The 15912-nt window shown below is 70.2% G+C and carries 15 protein-coding genes and 3 pseudogenes; 11 read left to right on the forward strand and 7 right to left on the reverse strand.

Going from position 1 to position 15912, the window contains the following annotated elements; genetic code table 11:
• Positions 1 to 92, forward strand: a pseudogene (locus ACFWFI_RS29685) (MmcQ/YjbR family DNA-binding protein); the annotation flags it as partial.
• Positions 93 to 140: 48 nt separating this feature from the next.
• Here the strand turns inward: ACFWFI_RS29685 and ACFWFI_RS29690 are convergent.
• Positions 141 to 1556, reverse strand: coding sequence for an MFS transporter (locus ACFWFI_RS29690; RefSeq protein WP_387395997.1), 1416 nt, complete (start codon positions 1554 to 1556; stop codon positions 141 to 143).
• A gap of 242 nt (positions 1557 to 1798) precedes the next feature.
• Here ACFWFI_RS29690 and ACFWFI_RS29695 point away from each other — a divergent pair, with 242 nt between their 5' ends.
• The 3 genes from ACFWFI_RS29695 to era are packed head-to-tail and all read left to right on the forward strand — an operon-like array spanning position 1799 to position 4064.
• Positions 1799 to 2635: a helix-turn-helix transcriptional regulator gene (locus ACFWFI_RS29695; RefSeq protein ID WP_387396027.1), complete on the forward strand. Its 837-nt coding sequence runs from the start codon at positions 1799 to 1801 to the stop codon at positions 2633 to 2635.
• 49 nt (positions 2636 to 2684) lie between these two features.
• The gene (locus ACFWFI_RS29700) at positions 2685 to 3038 is read left to right on the forward strand and encodes a cytidine deaminase (RefSeq protein WP_387396000.1); all 354 of its coding nucleotides are present in this window, start codon (positions 2685 to 2687) and stop codon (positions 3036 to 3038) included.
• A gap of 51 nt (positions 3039 to 3089) precedes the next feature.
• Positions 3090 to 4064, forward strand: coding sequence for a GTPase Era (gene era, locus ACFWFI_RS29705; RefSeq protein WP_387396003.1), 975 nt, complete (start codon positions 3090 to 3092; stop codon positions 4062 to 4064).
• A 49-nt stretch (positions 4065 to 4113) separates the two neighbouring features.
• On the opposite strand, the gene ACFWFI_RS29710 is transcribed toward era, so the two are convergent.
• Both ACFWFI_RS29710 and ACFWFI_RS29715 read right to left on the reverse strand, forming a co-directional pair.
• Positions 4114 to 4380, reverse strand: coding sequence for a protealysin inhibitor emfourin (locus ACFWFI_RS29710; protein WP_387396006.1), 267 nt, complete (start codon positions 4378 to 4380; stop codon positions 4114 to 4116).
• A 53-nt stretch (positions 4381 to 4433) separates the two neighbouring features.
• Positions 4434 to 5510, reverse strand: coding sequence for a M4 family metallopeptidase (locus ACFWFI_RS29715; RefSeq protein ID WP_387396009.1), 1077 nt, complete (start codon positions 5508 to 5510; stop codon positions 4434 to 4436).
• A gap of 292 nt (positions 5511 to 5802) precedes the next feature.
• Between ACFWFI_RS29715 and leuA the strand changes: the two genes are divergently transcribed.
• From leuA to ACFWFI_RS29745, 6 genes and pseudogenes are all read left to right on the forward strand, one after another.
• Positions 5803 to 7596: a 2-isopropylmalate synthase gene (gene leuA, locus ACFWFI_RS29720; RefSeq protein WP_387396011.1), complete on the forward strand. Its 1794-nt coding sequence runs from the start codon at positions 5803 to 5805 to the stop codon at positions 7594 to 7596.
• 234 nt (positions 7597 to 7830) lie between these two features.
• Complete coding sequence (locus ACFWFI_RS29725; RefSeq protein WP_387396014.1) at positions 7831 to 8532, forward strand: TerB family tellurite resistance protein; 702 nt, start codon at positions 7831 to 7833, stop codon at positions 8530 to 8532.
• Between the two features lie 214 nt (positions 8533 to 8746).
• Positions 8747 to 8989: pseudogene (locus ACFWFI_RS29730) on the forward strand (hypothetical protein); the annotation flags it as partial.
• Positions 8986 to 9388, forward strand: a pseudogene (locus ACFWFI_RS29735) (response regulator transcription factor). The pseudogenes ACFWFI_RS29730 and ACFWFI_RS29735, both read left to right, overlap by 4 nt.
• 43 nt (positions 9389 to 9431) lie before the next feature.
• Complete coding sequence (recO, locus tag ACFWFI_RS29740; protein ID WP_351325214.1) at positions 9432 to 10178, forward strand: DNA repair protein RecO; 747 nt, start codon at positions 9432 to 9434, stop codon at positions 10176 to 10178.
• A 22-nt stretch (positions 10179 to 10200) separates the two neighbouring features.
• Positions 10201 to 11031 carry an isoprenyl transferase gene (locus ACFWFI_RS29745; RefSeq protein WP_387396017.1) on the forward strand — a complete coding sequence of 277 codons (831 nt, stop codon included), beginning with the start codon at positions 10201 to 10203 and terminating at the stop codon, positions 11029 to 11031.
• 63 nt (positions 11032 to 11094) lie between these two features.
• Here ACFWFI_RS29745 and ACFWFI_RS29750 read toward each other — a convergent pair whose 3' ends face one another.
• From ACFWFI_RS29750 to ACFWFI_RS29765, 4 genes are all read right to left on the reverse strand, one after another.
• Positions 11095 to 11529, reverse strand: coding sequence for a Fur family transcriptional regulator (locus tag ACFWFI_RS29750; protein ID WP_387396019.1), 435 nt, complete (start codon positions 11527 to 11529; stop codon positions 11095 to 11097).
• Between the two features lie 65 nt (positions 11530 to 11594).
• Positions 11595 to 12494, reverse strand: coding sequence for a metal ABC transporter permease (locus tag ACFWFI_RS29755; RefSeq protein WP_387396029.1), 900 nt, complete (start codon positions 12492 to 12494; stop codon positions 11595 to 11597).
• Entirely contained in the window at positions 12494 to 13270 is a 777-nt protein-coding gene (locus ACFWFI_RS29760; RefSeq protein ID WP_387396032.1) for a metal ABC transporter ATP-binding protein, read from the reverse strand. The genes ACFWFI_RS29755 and ACFWFI_RS29760 overlap by 1 nt, the downstream gene beginning before the upstream one ends.
• A 41-nt stretch (positions 13271 to 13311) precedes the next feature.
• Positions 13312 to 14280 carry a metal ABC transporter substrate-binding protein gene (locus ACFWFI_RS29765; RefSeq protein ID WP_387396022.1) on the reverse strand — a complete coding sequence of 323 codons (969 nt, stop codon included), beginning with the start codon at positions 14278 to 14280 and terminating at the stop codon, positions 13312 to 13314.
• 216 nt (positions 14281 to 14496) lie between these two features.
• Here ACFWFI_RS29765 and ACFWFI_RS29770 point away from each other — a divergent pair, with 216 nt between their 5' ends.
• On the forward strand, positions 14497 to 15879 hold the full coding sequence (locus ACFWFI_RS29770; protein WP_387396024.1) for a glycine--tRNA ligase: 1383 nt from the start codon (positions 14497 to 14499) through the stop codon (positions 15877 to 15879).
• The last annotated feature ends 33 nt before the right edge of the window (positions 15880 to 15912 follow it).

The following is a 15912-nucleotide window of genomic DNA, read 5'->3' on the forward strand; positions in this document are numbered from 1 at the left end:
ACCGGATGGTCCGGGAGCTCGTGGAGGACAGTTACGACCTGGTGGTGGCCGGGCTCCCCAAGGCGGAACGGCTGCGCCTGGACCGGCCGTAGGTCCCCGGCCGACCGGCCGACCGGCCGACCGACCGTCACGGCGGGCGGTCAGGCGGCCCGCCGCAGGCCGGCCCCCACCACGAGGCCCGTCGCGACCAGGATCACCGCGGCGGCGGCCACCACCAGCCGTACGCCGTCGAACAGCGAGCCCTGCGTGGTCGACAGCACTCCCAGCAGCGGGATGCCGATCGTGATGCCCACCTGCTGCGTCGTGGTGACCAGGCCGGTCGCCAGGCCCTGCTCCTCGTTCGGCACGCCGGAGGTCACCGTCAGGCCGTAGGCGATGATGGCGCCCAGGTGGCAGGCGCTCGCCAGCGAAACCGCCACCGTGGCCAGCCAGACGCCCGAATCCTCGCCCAGGCCGAGCAGCGCCGCGATGAACACGCCCTGGCCGAGCAGCGAGAGCACCAGCGTCAGCCGCGCGCCGATCCGGCCGACGACCCTCGGGGCGTACACCCCGGCAGCGACCGAGGCCAGGCCCTGGACACCGAAGACGAGCCCCGTCCCGAGGGCCGACAGCTCCAGCAGGTCCTGGAGGTAGAGAGTCAGGACGAAGACGATGGTGCTCATCATCGAGAAGGTGGCCAGACCGCCCAGGTTCCCGAAGGCCACCGTCCGGCGCCGGAGCATCGGCAGTGAGACGAGCGGCGCCGCCGAGCGGGACTCGACGATCACGAACGCGGTCAGCAGGGCCACTCCCAGCACCAGGGTGACCTGTACGTCCGCGCCACCGAAGCCGCGCTCGGCCGCCGTCGAGAGCGAGTAGATCAGCGCGAGCAGACCACCGGTGACGGCTACGGCACCGGGCACATCGAGCTTCGGCCGGTCCGGCGTACGCGACTCGGCGAGCACCTTCGGAGCGAGGACGAACACGATCACCGCGGCACCGGTCAGCAGCCCCATCGTGGAGCGCCATCCCAGCGTGTCGGTGAGCACGCCGCCCGCCACCATCCCGACGGTGAAGCCCAGCGACAGCAGCGTCCCGCTGATGCCCAGCGCCCGGTCCCGCAGCGGGCCCTCCGGGAAGGTGGTGGTCAACAGGGACATCCCGGTCGGCACGATCACCGCGGCTCCGAGCCCTTGCAGTGCCCGCCCGGCAAGGAAGGACGCCGGGTCCCAGGCCAGCGTCGCCAGCAGCGAGGACGCCCCGAAGACGGCGAGGCCGGTGAGGAACAGCCTCCGCCTGCCGTAGAGATCGGCGATCCGGCCGAAGAGCAGCAGGAAGCCGCCGGACGGCAGGGCGAAGGCGGTCACGGCCCACTGAAGCCCGGACCGGCTCAGCCCGAGGTCCTCGCCGAGGACCGGCAGGGCCACGTTCAGTACGGAGAAGTCGAGCGCCACCATGAACTGGGCGGCGCACAGCACGAAGAGCACCAGCCGGGCCCGGCCGGAGAGCCGGGGCGGTGCGGGGACAACGGGTTCGGCAGGGCCGACGGACACGGGAGCCGGGGATTCGATCGCCATGTCCCACAGCCTGGATCCGCCGGAATAATCGTGGGGAGCGGGCACTTATCCTGTTGGCCGCACCACCAGGCAGGCACGCACACGGACACCAGGGGGAGTACGTGGCTTCACCGGCCCAGAACACCAGCGCGGCCCGGAACACCAGCGCGGCCCGGAACACAAGCGCGGCCCAGAACACCAGCGCGGCCCGGAGCACCACGGCCCGCGCCGGCTCCGACGAAAAATCCCACCGCCTCGGCGAACTGCGTGAGTTCCTGATGAGCCGCAGGGCGAGGGTCACCCCGGCCGAGGCCGGCCTTCCGGACGGCGGGGCGCGCCGGCGCACCCCGGGGCTGCGCCGGGAGGAGGTCGCGGTCCTCGCGGGTGTCGGCGTCTCCTGGTACCAGTGGCTGGAGCAGGGCCGCGACATCACCGTGTCGCCGCAGGTGCTGGACTCCGTCGCCCGCGTGCTGCGCCTCAGCAGCGCGGAGCGCCGCCATCTCTACGTGCTGGCCGGGCTCAATCCGCCGGTCCTCGAGGTCGATCCGGCCCACCGCGACATGTGCGAGGGCCTGAACAGGCTCATCGACGCCTGGATGCCCTTCCCGGCACACATCATGGACCGCTACTGGAACACCGTGCTTTACAACGACGCTGCGTCGGCGGTGCTCGGCATGCGCCCCGGGATCGTGCAGAACTGCATGATCGCCTTCTTCACCGACCCGGTGTACCGGGCCAGGTCGAAGCACTGGGAGACCATCGCCTCCCAGGTCGTCGCCCAGTACCGGGCGGCATGCTCCGAATCCCCCGAGGACGAGGGCTTCCGGGCCGTCGTCACCGAGGCCAGGGAACGCAGTCCCGAGTTCGCCGCCCTCTGGGACCGGCGCGACGTCGTCCCGGGCGGCCAGGTCCGCAAGGAGCTCCAGCATCCGCTCGTCGGCACGCTGTCCGTGGAGTCCACCCAGCTGCGCGTGCCCGCGCGGCCAGACCTGGTGATCGTGCTCCACACACCGCTCCCGGACACCGGTACGGAGGCGAAGCTCCAGTGGCTGGACTCGCCCGAGGGCCGGCGCGGCTCGATGTACCCCGTCCCGGGGTGAGGGACCCCCGTCGTCCGGCGGACGCGCACCACCTTCGTATGCTCAGCTCATGACCGACAGCACTGACCTCGGCGCCGAGGACCGCAAGATCGTCACGCTGGCACGCAGCGTCCGTGCCCGCAACGGAGTGCCTGAGGGCGCGGCGGTACGGGACGAGACAGGACGTACGTACGCCGCCGGCACCGTGGCCCTGGAGTCGCTGAAGCTCAGCGCGCTGCAGACCGCCGTCGCGATGGCGGTGGCCAGCGGTGCCACGTCCCTGGAGGCCGCGGCCGTCGTCTCCGAGGCCGCGACCGCCTCCGACGCCGACCGGGCCGCCGTCCGTGACCTGGGCGGGCCGGACACTCCCGTGCTGCTCGCGGGCCCCGACGGGACGCTCCGGTCGACGCTGACCGCCGGCTGATTCCGGACGGTGGCGCCCTGCTGTGCATCGCCGCCGCCCGGATCGGGGAGAATGGGCGCCATGAGCGCTCGACCGAACACAGAAGCTGCTGCGCAGCAGGCTGAGAACACCGCCCCCCACCGGGCCGGCTTCGCCTGCTTCGTGGGGCGCCCCAACGCGGGCAAGTCCACCCTCACGAACGCTCTGGTCGGTCAGAAGGTGGCGATCACCTCCAACCGCCCCCAGACCACACGGCACACGGTGCGGGGCATCGTGCACCGCGACGACGCCCAGCTGATCCTGGTCGACACGCCCGGCCTCCACAAGCCGCGCACGCTGCTCGGGGAACGGCTGAACGACGTCGTACGGACCACCTGGGCCGAGGTCGACGTCATCGGTTTCTGCCTGCCCGCCGACCAGAAGCTCGGCCCCGGCGACAAGTTCATCGTCAAGGAACTCGCCGGGATCAAGAAGACCCCGAAGATCGCGATCATCACCAAGACCGACCTGGTCGAACCCAAGGCGCTCGCCGAGCAGCTGCTCGCCGTCTCCGCGCTGGCGGACGAGCTCGGCTTCGAATGGGCCGAGATCGTGCCGGTGTCGGCGGTCAAGGACCAGCAGGTGAGCCTGCTCGCAGACCTCATCGCCCCGCTGCTGCCCGAGAGCCCGCCGCTCTACCCGGAGGGCGACCTCACCGACGAGCCCGAGATGGTCATGGTCGCGGAGCTCATCCGCGAGGCCGCGCTGGAAGGCGTACGGGACGAACTGCCGCACTCCATCGCGGTCGTCGTCGAGGAGATGCTGCCGCGTGAGGACCGTCCGGCGGACAAGCCGCTGCTGGACATCCACGCGAACGTCTACATCGAGCGGCCCAGCCAGAAGGGCATCATCATCGGCCCGAAGGGCAAGCGGCTCAAGGACGTCGGCACGAAGTCGCGCAAGCACATCGAGGCGCTGCTGGGCACGCCGGTCTTCCTGGACCTGCATGTGAAGGTCGCCAAGGACTGGCAGCGCGACCCGAAGCAGCTGCGCAAGCTGGGATTCTGAGGCCGGCCTCCCGGGCCTGCCGCCAGGCGTGCGGTAAGTGGCCCGGGGGCTACGCGCCCTCTTTCAGGACCCGGGAGATCAGCGTCCGCTGCTCCTGGGTCAGCCGCGGGTCCGCGCAGTCGACCGTCCGGTCGCCCACCGTGATCCGGTAGCGGAAGCCGTCCGGTACTCCCGCGGGCGGGCCGCCCCGCCCGGCTGCGAGCACCGCCTCGGCCAGCGCCTCCCATTCCGAGGCGTCGGGCCGTCCCGAGGTGTCGACCTCGCCATGGCGTGCGATGCCGGCGAACCCGCCGGTCCGGCTCACCTGAATGCGCATGCGTCTGGCTCCTGCCTGACCCCGTCCGGACGGCCCTGCTCGTATCTACCCGGTCACCGGGTCGGCACGCCCACCTCCGACCAGGCCTTCAGGACCGCCTCCGCCTCGTCGCCCTCGCCGAACCTGTGCTGCGCCGCCGCGACGGTGAGCTTGGCGAAGTCCGTGAAGGACGCGTCCTGGGTCAGCTCGCCGCCGGTCAGCACGTCGAACCAGATCCGTCCCGCCCGCTCCCAGGCGTTTCCGCCGAGCGCCGTGGCCAGCAGGTAGAAGGCGCGGTTCGGGATGCCGGAGTTGATGTGGACCCCGCCGTTGTCCTCGTCCGTCTCGACGTAGTCGTCCATCGACCCGGGCTGCGGGTCCTTGCCGAGCACGTCGTCGTCGTACGCGGTGCCCGGAGCCTTCATCGAGCGCAGCGCGACGCCGCTGACCCGGGGGGCGAGCAGCCCCGCGCCGATCAGCCAGTCGCCCTGGTCGGCGCTCTGGCCCAGTGAGTACTGCTTGACCAGGGAGCCGAAGACGTCCGACACGGACTCGTTGAGCGCGCCCGACTGACCCTCGTACGCCAGGTTGGCCGTGTACTGGGTGAGTCCGTGCGCCAGTTCGTGGGCGATCACGTCGATGGCGACGGTGAAGTCGAGGAAGATCTCCCCGTCGCCGTCCCCGAAGACCATCTGCTCGCCGTCGAAGAACGCGTTGTTGTACTTCTCGTCGTAGTGCACGGAGCCGATGAGCGGCAGCCCCTTGCCGTCGATCGAGCTGCGGCCGTACTCCGTGAGCAGCAGGTCGAAGGTGGCTCCGAGCCCCGCGTACGCGCGGTTGACGCTGGCGTCCCGGGTGGGGTCGTCGCCCTCGTCACGGACCTTCACGCCCGGCAGGTCCGTGCCGTGCCGGCAGTCGTACAGGGTGCGGTGGGGCTTGGTGGGGACCGGGGCGGAGGTGCGGGCGGCCTGGGGGGTCCAGGCGAGCGCGGTCACCCGCCGGTGGTGGCGCCTGGCCCCGTCGGCCTCCAGGGTGCGCCGTGCGGGTTCGGCCAGGAGCGGGTCGTCGGCCTGGGACAGCTTGTCGAGGACGTGGGGCGGCACGATGGTGCAGAAGACGGGCTGGAACCCGTTGTTCGGTCGAGGCTGCATGCAAATGACTGTGGCACTCCGTCACCGCGCTGTCACTGGTTGCGATCGCGATTGACGAAATAGAGTGATGTATCACCGTTCTGCCTTCACGAGGGTCCGATCCCGCATACTGATACGGACCGACGTATCAGGCGCCCCTCGGTTAGTGTTGCCGCATCATGCGTTTCGGGCTGCTCCTTCTTAGCTGCCGCGGCGAGGGCCTGTAGTCGTAGGCCGGCTCCCTCCCCGCGGAGTTCGCTGTTGCAGCGACACAGTCGGCCGCCCCTGCTGGACCTCAGAGGAGCCGTACGCCATGAACGCAGTGAATCCCCCCGCGCACACCGATGCCGTCACCACCCCCGTCGGTGGCCCCACCCCGGTGACCAACGCGAAGCAGCTGCAGAAGCCGTCCGGGATGCCGGTCCACAAGTACCGCGGCTACGAGGCCGTGGACATCTCCGACCGCACCTGGCCGGACAGCCGCATCACGCGGGCGCCCCGCTGGCTGTCCACCGACCTGCGCGACGGCAACCAGGCTCTGATCGACCCGATGTCGCCGGCCCGCAAGCGCGAGATGTTCGACCTGCTCGTACGTATGGGCTACAAGGAGATCGAGGTCGGTTTCCCGTCCTCCGGCGAGACCGACTTCGCGTTCGTACGCTCGATCATCGAAGAGGGCGCGATCCCCGAGGACGTGACGATCTCCGTCCTGACGCAGGCCCGCGAGGAACTGATCGAGCGCACCGTCGAATCCCTGGTCGGTGCGCGGCGCGCGACCGTCCACCTGTACAACGCCACCGCCCCCACCTTCCGCCGCGTGGTCTTCCGCGGCTCGAAGGAGGAGGTCAAGCAGATCGCGGTGGACGGCACCCGCCTGGTCATGGAGTACGCCGACAAGATCCTGGGCGACGAGACGATCTTCGGCTACCAGTACAGCCCGGAGATCTTCACCGACACCGAGCTGGACTTCGCCCTGGAGGTCTGCGAGGCGGTCTGTGACGTCTGGCAGCCGGAGGAGGGCCGCGAGATCATCCTCAACCTGCCCGCCACCGTGGAGCGTTCCACGCCGTCCACGCACGCGGACCGCTTCGAGTGGATGTCCCGCAACCTGACCCGCCGCGAGCACGTCTGCCTGTCGGTCCACCCGCACAACGACCGCGGCACCGCCGTCGCCGCCGCCGAGCTGGCGATCATGGCGGGCGCCGACCGCATCGAGGGCTGCCTGTTCGGCCAGGGGGAGCGCACCGGCAACGTCGACCTGGTCACCCTGGGTATGAACCTGTTCTCGCAGGGCGTCGACCCGCAGATCGACTTCTCGCAGATCGACGAGATCCGCCGCACCAGCGAGTACTGCAACCAGATGGAGGTCCACCCGCGTCACCCCTACGCGGGCGACCTGGTCTACACCGCCTTCTCCGGCTCCCACCAGGACGCCATCAAGAAGGGCTTCGACGCCATGGAGGCCGACGCGGCCGCTCAGGGCAAGACCGTCGACGACCTCGAGTGGGCGGTGCCGTACCTGCCGATCGACCCGAAGGACGTCGGCCGCTCCTACGAGGCCGTCATCCGGGTCAACTCGCAGTCCGGCAAGGGCGGAATCGCCTACGTCCTGAAGAACGACCACAAGCTGGACCTGCCGCGCCGGATGCAGATCGAATTCTCCCGGATCATTCAGGCCAAGACCGACGCCGAGGGCGGCGAGGTCACGCCGACCCAGATCTGGTCGACCTTCCGGGACGAGTACCTGCCGAGCCCCGAGAACGCCTGGGGGCGCGTGCAGATCCGCTCCGGCCAGACGACCACCGGTTCCGACGGTCAGGACACGATCACCGTCGAGGCGACCGTCGACGGCTCGGACACGGTGCTGACCGGCACGGGCAACGGCCCGATCTCCGCGTTCTTCGAAGCGCTGCAGGCCATCGGCATCGACGCCCGCCTGCTGGACTACACCGAGCACACGATGAGCGAGGGCGCGAGCGCGCAGGCCGCCTCCTACATCGAGTGCGCGATCGACGGCAAGGTGCTGTGGGGCATCGGTATCGACGCCAACACCACGCGCGCCTCGCTCAAGGCGGTCGTCTCCGCGGTCAACCGCGCGACCCGCTGACATCATCACGCGGCATTACGGACAAATGTCTGATACGCCGCTGAAATGCCCGGCCCGAGAGCCCCGTTCACCCGCCGAGGGTGGGCGGGGTTCGGCCATATCCAGCTGTTGTGACGTCCGGGATACTGACGCCACATCACGCATGTGGTTAACATCACGTCCAACGCGGCAATGTTGCCTCGGGGGTGCCTCCCGTGCCCGAAGGGCTACGGGGGAGTTACGGAGGTGTGCGACGTGCGGACAGCCAAAGGACAACACGCCATAAAACTGCGCATCTACGGCATCCGTACCGTCTGGGACACCGTCGGCGACGGTGAGTTCTTCTGCCCGTGCTGCGGGGGCGACCGCAACTACCGGCGCCTCACGGGCCGCCACCGCCTCACCGTCCTCGGACTGCCGCTGCTGGCCCGGGGCAGCGCCGGGCCCGTCGTCGAATGCGCAGCCTGCGGGACGCACTTCGAGCCCGACGCCCTCGACCGCCCCACCACCACCCGCTTCTCCGCCATGCTGCGGGAGGCCGTGCACACGGTCACGCTCGCCGTGCTCGCCGCGGGCGGCACCACCTCCCGTACGGTCCTGGAGACCGCCGCGGCCATCGTCCGTGACGCGGGACTCGACGACTGCTCCCAGGAACAGCTCTTCACCATCGTCGAGGTGCTCGCCGCCGACACCGGGCCCGGTGACGGGACCGACCCCGCGGCCGAGGCCTGCGGCGCCGCTCTCGCCATCGAGCTGCACGAGGTCCTGAAGCCGCTCGCACCGCACCTGGCCGTGCCCGGCCGCGAGGCGGTCCTGCTGCGGGGCGCCAGGATCGCGCTCGCCGACGGCCCGTACAGCCAGGCGGAGCGCGAGGTGCTGACCACCGTGGGCAGCGCGCTCCAGCTCTGCCCCGCCGACACGGCGAAGCTGCTCGAGGCGGCGCGTACGCCTTCGTAGGCCTCAGGGCGCCGGCGTACTCCCCGGGGAGTAACCGCCGCCGTCCGTCACCCCCGGCAGTAGCCGTCATGTCCTTCCCCCGCGCGACGAATCGGCCTGCCCCGGACGGGAGCCTGGACAGGACCGACACCGTCCAGGAGGGGAGGGCCCCGTCATGCGGGCCGAAGCGGAAGTGAGCGGTAGGCCACCACCGGAACCCGACCCCGCATTCCCCGCGCTACGGGGCACCGTCGCCGACGACGGCGCCCCCTCGGCACGCGGCGGCGTCCGGGAAGCCGGACCAGGGCCCGGCTTCGGCATCGTGGGCATGCGGGAACGGGCCCGCAGTTCCGGTGGCACCCTGGACGCGGGCCCGCTGGCCGACGGGGGCTTCCGGGTCGCCGCCGTGCTGCCACTGCCCGGGTCCCCCGCCGAGGGCGCGGCCGTGATCGTCGGCTCCGAGGAGGCCGTCCGGTGATCCGGGTCCTGCTCGCCGATGATCCAGACGCTCGTCAGGGCGGCCTTCGCGATGCTCGTCGAGTCCGACCCGGACATGACCGTCGTCGGTCAGGCCGCCACCGGCCTGGAGGCGGTCGAGACAGCCCGCTCGGCCCGCGCCGACCTCGTGGTCATGGATATCCGGATGCCCGAGCTCGACGGCATCGAGGCCACCCGCCGCATCGCCGCCGACGAGGACCTCGCCGGCGTGAAGGTGCTCGTCCTGACGACGTACGACACCGACGACCGCCTCAGCCCGCTCACCGCGAAGACCCATGTGAGCAGGATCATGGGCAAGCCGGCAGCCCGGGACCGCGCGCAACTGGTGATCATCGCGTACGAGTCCGGGCTGGTCGTGCCCGCAGGGAACCAGGAATGAGGACCGCCGACGGACCCCGGCCCCGGTGGGCGACAATGGGCGCATGAGCTTGTTCCGGGACGACGGCGTCGTGCTGCGTACGCAGAAGCTGGGCGAGGCCGACCGGATCATCACGATCCTGACCCGCGGCCACGGGCGGGTGCGTGCCGTGGCGCGTGGGGTGCGCCGTACCAAGTCCAAATTCGGGGCGCGGCTCGAACCCTTCTCCCATGTGGACGTGCAGTTCTTCGCGCGCGGCAGCGAACTCGTGGGCCGGGGTCTTCCCCTGTGCACCCAGAGCGAGACGATCGCGCCGTACGGCGGCGGCATCGTCTCCGACTACGCCCGCTACACCGCGGGCACCGCGATGCTGGAGACCGCCGAGCGGTTCACCGACCACGAGGGCGAGCCCGCGGTCCAGCAGTACCTGCTGCTCGTCGGCGGGCTGCGCACCCTCGCGCGCGCCGAACACGCGCCGAATCTCATCCTGGACGCGTTCCTGCTGCGCTCCCTGGCCGTCAACGGCTACGCCCCCAGCTTCGTCGACTGCGCCAAGTGCGGGATGCCCGGACCGAACCGGTTCTTCTCCGTCGCGGCGGGCGGCGTCATATGCGGCGACTGCCGGGTGCCCGGCAGCGTCGTACCCTCGGCGGAGGCCGTCGAACTGCTGAGCGCGTTGCTCACCGGTGACTGGGAGACGGCGGACGCGTCCGAGGCGCGTCATGTCAGGGAGGGGAGCGGGCTCGTGTCCGCCTATCTGCACTGGCATCTGGAGCGCGGCCTGCGCTCGCTGCGGTACGTAGAGAAGTGACACAGGGAGACGAGAGAAACCCATGGCAGTACGCGGGATGCTCGGCGGCCGTAGCCGGCGTGAGTACAAGACCCCCGAGCCGCACCCCTCCGGCGCCACGCCGCCGAAGATCCCCGGCGAGCTCGTGCCCAAGCACGTCGCCGTCGTGATGGACGGTAACGGCCGCTGGGCCAAGGAGCGGGGTCTTCCGCGCACCGAGGGCCACAAGGTCGGTGAGGGCGTCGTCATGGACGTCCTCAAGGGCTGCATCGAGATGGGCGTCAAGAACCTCTCGCTGTACGCGTTCTCCACGGAGAACTGGAAGCGCTCGCCGGACGAGGTGAAGTTCCTCATGAACTTCAACCGGGACGTCATCCGCCGCCGTCGCGACGAGATGGACGCGCTCGGTATCCGTATCCGCTGGGTCGGCCGCATGCCGAAGCTGTGGAAGTCCGTCGTCCAGGAGCTCCAGGTCGCCCAGGAGCAGACCAAGGACAACGACAAGATGACGCTGTACTTCTGCGTCAACTACGGCGGCCGGGCCGAGATCGCCGACGCGGCGCAGCGCATCGCGCAGGACGTCGCGGCGGGGAAGCTCGACCCGTCGAAGGTCAACGAGAAGACGTTCGCGAAGTACATCTACTACCCGGACATGCCGGACGTGGACCTCTTCGTGCGCCCCAGCGGGGAGCAGCGGACGTCCAACTACCTGATCTGGCAGAGCGCGTACGCCGAGATGGTCTTCCAGGACGTCCTGTGGCCGGACTTCGACCGCCGTGACCTCTGGAACGCCTGCCTGGAGTTCGCCCGGCGCGACCGTCGGTTCGGCGGCGCGGAGGAGATCACCAAGGACGAGAAGACCACCGAGGGCTGAGATCGCGCGGAGGGGCCCCGGTGCCGGGGCCCCTCCGGGCCGGTGGTCCTGCGCCGCTCGGGGTCAGTCGCCGGCGCCCGCGCAGTCCGCGCAGGTCCCGAAGATCTCCACCGTGTGGGCCACGTTCACATAGCCGTGCTGCGAGGCGATGGTCTCCGCCCACTGCTCCACGGCGGGCCCTTCCACCTCGACGGCCTTGCCGCAGACGCGGCAGACCAGATGGTGATGGTGGTCACCCGTCGAACAGCGCCGGTAGACGGCTTCGCCGTCCGTGGTGCGCAGGACGTCCACCTCGCCGGCGTCGGCGAGGGACTGGAGCGTGCGGTAGACCGTGGTCAGACCGACCGAGTCGCCCCGGTGCTTGAGCACGTCGTGCAGGTCCTGGGCGCTGCGGAACTCGTCGACCTCGTCGAGCGCCGCCGCGACCGCCGCCCGCTGCCGGGTGGACCGGCCGCGTACCGGAGCCGCGTTCGTGCCACTGATCGGCGCCGTCGCCACAGCTGCCTCCTCGTGTCGCCCGTACGTATGTCGGGCCATTGTGCCAGCCCGCCCAGGCCTCACGGTCACACCTGCACGTCGTCCTTCGCCCGGCGGGCGGCCGGTACCTCAAGGGTGCACCGGTCCGCCTCGTTCTCGCCGCCCCGTGCGCGCCTGCGGGCCAGCGGCGTGGCGAGCGCCGTCAGCACGATGAACGCGGCGATGGCGAGCAGCACGATCGTCGCGCCGGGCGGCACGTCCTGGTAGTACGAGGTCACGGTGCCGGCCAGGGTGACCGCCGTACCGATGACGACGGCCAGGACGAAGGTCACCTTGAAGGACTTCGCGATCTGCTGCGCGGCGGCGACCGGTACCACCATCAGCGCGCTGACCAGCAGCAGGCCGACGACCCGCATCGCCACGGTGACGGTGATCGCCGCCGTCACGGCCACCAGCAGGTTGAGCGCCCGCACCGGCAGTCCGGTGACCCGGGCGAACTCCTCGTCCTGGCTGACGGCGAACAGCTGCCGCCGCAGCCCCACGGTGACCAGCACCACGAAGGCGGCCAGCACGATGATCGCGGTGACGTCCTCCTCGGAGACCGTCGAAAGGGAGCCGAAGAGGAACGAGGTCAGGTTGCCGTTGGAGCCGGTGTCCGAGAGGTTGATCAGCATCACTCCGCCGGCCATACCGCCGTAGAACAGCATGGCCAGGGCGATGTCGCCGCGGGTGCGTCCGTACCAGCGGATCAGCTCCATCACCACCGAGCCGGCCACGGCGACGAGCGTCGCCATCCACACCGGGTTGGTGGAGAGCAGGAAGCCGAGGCCGACGCCGGTCATCGCGACGTGCCCGATGCCGTCGCCCATCAGGGCCTGGCGGCGCTGGACGAGGTAGATGCCGATGGCGGGGGCGGTGATCCCGACCAGGACGGCCGCGATCAGGGCCCGCTGCATGAAGGGGGGGTTCAGGAATTCCAGCATGATCAGGTCAGCAGTCCCGTCCGGACGGGCTCGGAGGCCGCGTGGGGGTGTACGTGGTCGTGGCCGGGCAGCGCGTGCTGGCCCACGGCCTCGGGGGGCGGTCCGTCGTGCATGACGCAGCCGTCGCGCAGGACGATCGCCCGGTCGATCAGTGGCTCCAGGGCGCCGAGCTCGTGCAGGACGAGCAGCACCGTCGCTCCGCCGGCGACCTGCTCGCGCAGCGTCGTGGCGAGGATCTCCTGGCTGGCCAGGTCCACGCCTGCCATCGGCTCGTCCATGATCAGGACCTCGGGCTCCGCGGCGAGCGCGCGGGCGATCAGGACCCGCTGGTGCTGGCCGCCGGAGAGGGCGTTCACGGAGTCCTTGGCGCGGTCCGTGAGGCCGACGAGCTCGATGGCCCGGTCCACGGCCGCCCGGTCCGCGCGGCCCGGCAGCCCGAGCTTCGTACGGGACAGGCGCCCGGAGGAGACGACCTCGCGGATCGTGGCGGGGACACCTCCCGCCGCCGTGGTGCGCTGCGGTACGTATCCGACGCGGGCCCACCGGCGGAAGCGGCGCAGCGGCGTGCCGAACAGCTCGACGGTCCCGCCGGTGAGCGGCACCTGGCCGATGACGGAGCGCACGGCGGTGGACTTGCCCGATCCGTTGGCGCCGAGCAGCGCCACGACCTCGCCGCGGTGGACGGTGAGGTCGACCCCGCGCAGCACGGGGCGCGCGCCGAGCGTCGCCGTGGCTCCGCGCATGCTGATCACGGCTTCTGGCGTACTGGGCTCGGGCACGATCGCCTCCGGTGCTGCTGCGGGTCGGTTTGCTGCCTGGGTCACTTCGCGCCGAGGGCCTTCTGCAGCGCGGCGAGGTTGGACTTCATGACCTCGATGTAGTCAGCGCCGGCGGACTTGCCGGTGATTCCCTCCAGCGGGTCCAGGACGCCGGTCTTCAGTCCGAGGTCCTTCGCCAGGGTCTTGGCGGTCCTGTCGCTGGCGAGCGTCTCGAAGAACACGGTGGTCGCGTTGTTCTTCTCGGCGACGGAGTGGATCTCGTCGATCCGGGCGGGGCTGGGCTCGGCCTCGGGGTCGATGCCGGCGATGCCCTCCTGGGTGAGGCCGTAGCGCTCGGCGAGGTACCCGAAGGCGGAGTGCGTGGTGATGAACGTCTTGGTCGCGGTGTTCTCCAGCCCGGTCTCGTACGCCTTGTCCAGCGCGTTCAGTTCGGAGACCAGGGTGTCCGTGTTCTTGCGGTAGTCCGCCGCGTGGTCGGGGTCGGCCTTCTCCAGGGACTTCCCGACGCCCTCGGCGACCTCGGCGTACTTCACCGGGTCCAGCCAGATGTGCGGGTCGAGGCCGGCCTCCTCACCCTCGTGCTCGTGCTCCTCGCCCTCCTCGTGGGCGTGGTCGTGGCCGACCTCGGAGCCGTGGTTCTCGAGCGTGGTGAGCTTCGCCGCGTCCACGGTGTTCTTCACGCCGGCCTGGGCGACGGCGTCGTCGACGGTGGGCTGGACGCCCTTGAGGAACAGGATGTAGTCGGCGTCGCTCAGGCCGCCGATCTGCCGGGGGGAGAGCTCCAGGTCGTGCGGCTCGGCGCCCGGCTTCGTCAGCGTGGTGACGGAGACGTGCGACCCGCCGATCTCCTCGGCCAGGAACTGCATCGGGTAGAAGGACGCCACCACGTCCAGCTTGCCGTCGCTCCCGCCCTCGGCCGCGTCGGAGGAGGAGCAGGCGGAGAGCGCGGTGAGGCCGAGTGCGACTGCTCCGGCGACGGCGGCTGTGGGTATGAGGCGACGTACGTTCATGACAGTCATTTTCAACAAAAGTGGAAACGATTGTCAACAAGGCTGATGAGATGCCCGGATCCGAACCCGGTGACCGGCATGCGCCCCACCGATTTGATCCGGGGGGTGCGCCCGCCGGTAATCTGGGTCATTCGCCTGCCCGTCTCGCGTACATCCCCCAGCGAGGCGCTCCGCGCCGCCCCTGTCCAGTTCCGCCGTCGTAATGAAGAGAGCACCGTGGCCGCCGACAAGATCGACACCATCGTCAGCCTGAGCAAGCGCCGTGGCTTCGTCTACCCCTGCAGTGAGATCTACGGTGGCCAGAAGGCCGCCTGGGACTACGGGCCCCTGGGCGTCGAGCTGAAGGAGAACCTCAAGCGCCAGTGGTGGCGCTACATGGTCACCTCGCGCGAGGACGTGGTCGGTCTCGACTCGTCGGTCATCCTGGCCCCCGAGGTCTGGGTCGCCTCCGGCCACGTCGCCACCTTCTCCGACCCGCTCACCGAGTGCACCTCCTGTCACAAGCGCTACCGCGCCGACCACCTGGAGGAGGCGTACGAGGAGAAGCACGGCAAGCCGCCCGTCAACGGCCTGGCCGACCTCAACTGCCCCAACTGCGGCAACAAGGGCACCTTCACCGAGCCCAAGGCGTTCTCGGGGCTCCTCTCCACCCACCTCGGACCGACCCAGGACACCGGCTCGGTCGCCTACCTGCGCCCCGAGACGGCCCAGGGCATCTTCACCAACTTCGGCCAGGTGCAGCAGACCTCGCGCAAGAAGCCGCCGTTCGGCATCGCGCAGATGGGCAAGTCCTTCCGGAACGAGATCACTCCGGGCAACTTCATCTTCCGCACGCGCGAGTTCGAGCAGATGGAGATGGAGTTCTTCGTCAAGCCGGGCGAGGACGAGCAGTGGCAGGAGTACTGGATGGAGCAGCGCTGGAACTGGTACACCGGTCTCGGCCTGCGTGAGGAGAACATGCGGTGGTTCGAGCACCCGCAGGAGAAGCTCTCCCACTACTCCAAGCGCACCGCTGACATCGAGTACCGCTTCCGCTTCGGCGGCAGCGAGTGGGGCGAGCTCGAGGGCGTCGCGAACCGCACCGACTACGACCTCAACGCGCACTCCAAGGCGTCCGGTACGGACCTCTCCTACTTCGACCAGGAGAAGGGCGAGCGCTACACGCCGTACGTCATCGAGCCCGCGGCCGGTGTCGGCCGCTCGATGCTGGCGTTCCTCCTCGACGCCTACAACGAGGACGAGGCCCCCAACGCCAAGGGCGTCATGGAGAAGCGCGCCGTGATGCGCCTCGACCCGCGCCTCGCGCCGGTCAAGGTCGCCGTCCTGCCGCTGTCCCGCAACCCGCAGCTGTCGCCGAAGGCCAAGGGCCTCGCCGCCGACCTGCGGCAGAACTGGAACATCGAGTTCGACGACGCGGGCGCCATCGGCCGCCGCTACCGCCGCCAGGACGAGATCGGTACGCCGTTCTGCGTCACCGTCGACTTCGACACCCTCGACGACAACGCGGTGACCGTGCGTGAGCGCGACACGATGAAGCAGGAGCGCGTCTCCCTGGACCAGATCCAGAGCTACCTCGGCTCCCGTCTGCTGGGCTGCTGACCGCAACCGCCTCCAGGATGAAGCCCCCGGTTC

Source organism: Streptomyces sp. NPDC060209, from assembly GCF_042728155.1.
Lineage (GTDB): Bacteria > Actinomycetota > Actinomycetes > Streptomycetales > Streptomycetaceae > Streptomyces.

Coding starts and splice junctions, on each gene's coding strand:
- ACFWFI_RS29690 (WP_387395997.1), bottom strand. CDS start 1,556: ATGGCGATCGAATCCCCGGCTCCCGTGTCCGTCGGCCCTGCCGAACCC.
- ACFWFI_RS29700 (WP_387396000.1), top strand. CDS start 2,685: ATGACCGACAGCACTGACCTCGGCGCCGAGGACCGCAAGATCGTCACG.
- era (WP_387396003.1), top strand. CDS start 3,090: ATGGGCGCCATGAGCGCTCGACCGAACACAGAAGCTGCTGCGCAGCAG.
- ACFWFI_RS29710 (WP_387396006.1), bottom strand. CDS start 4,380: ATGCGCATTCAGGTGAGCCGGACCGGCGGGTTCGCCGGCATCGCACGC.
- ACFWFI_RS29715 (WP_387396009.1), bottom strand. CDS start 5,510: ATGCAGCCTCGACCGAACAACGGGTTCCAGCCCGTCTTCTGCACCATC.
- leuA (WP_387396011.1), top strand. CDS start 5,803: ATGAACGCAGTGAATCCCCCCGCGCACACCGATGCCGTCACCACCCCC.
- recO (WP_351325214.1), top strand. CDS start 9,432: ATGAGCTTGTTCCGGGACGACGGCGTCGTGCTGCGTACGCAGAAGCTG.
- ACFWFI_RS29745 (WP_387396017.1), top strand. CDS start 10,201: ATGGCAGTACGCGGGATGCTCGGCGGCCGTAGCCGGCGTGAGTACAAG.
- ACFWFI_RS29765 (WP_387396022.1), bottom strand. CDS start 14,280: ATGAACGTACGTCGCCTCATACCCACAGCCGCCGTCGCCGGAGCAGTC.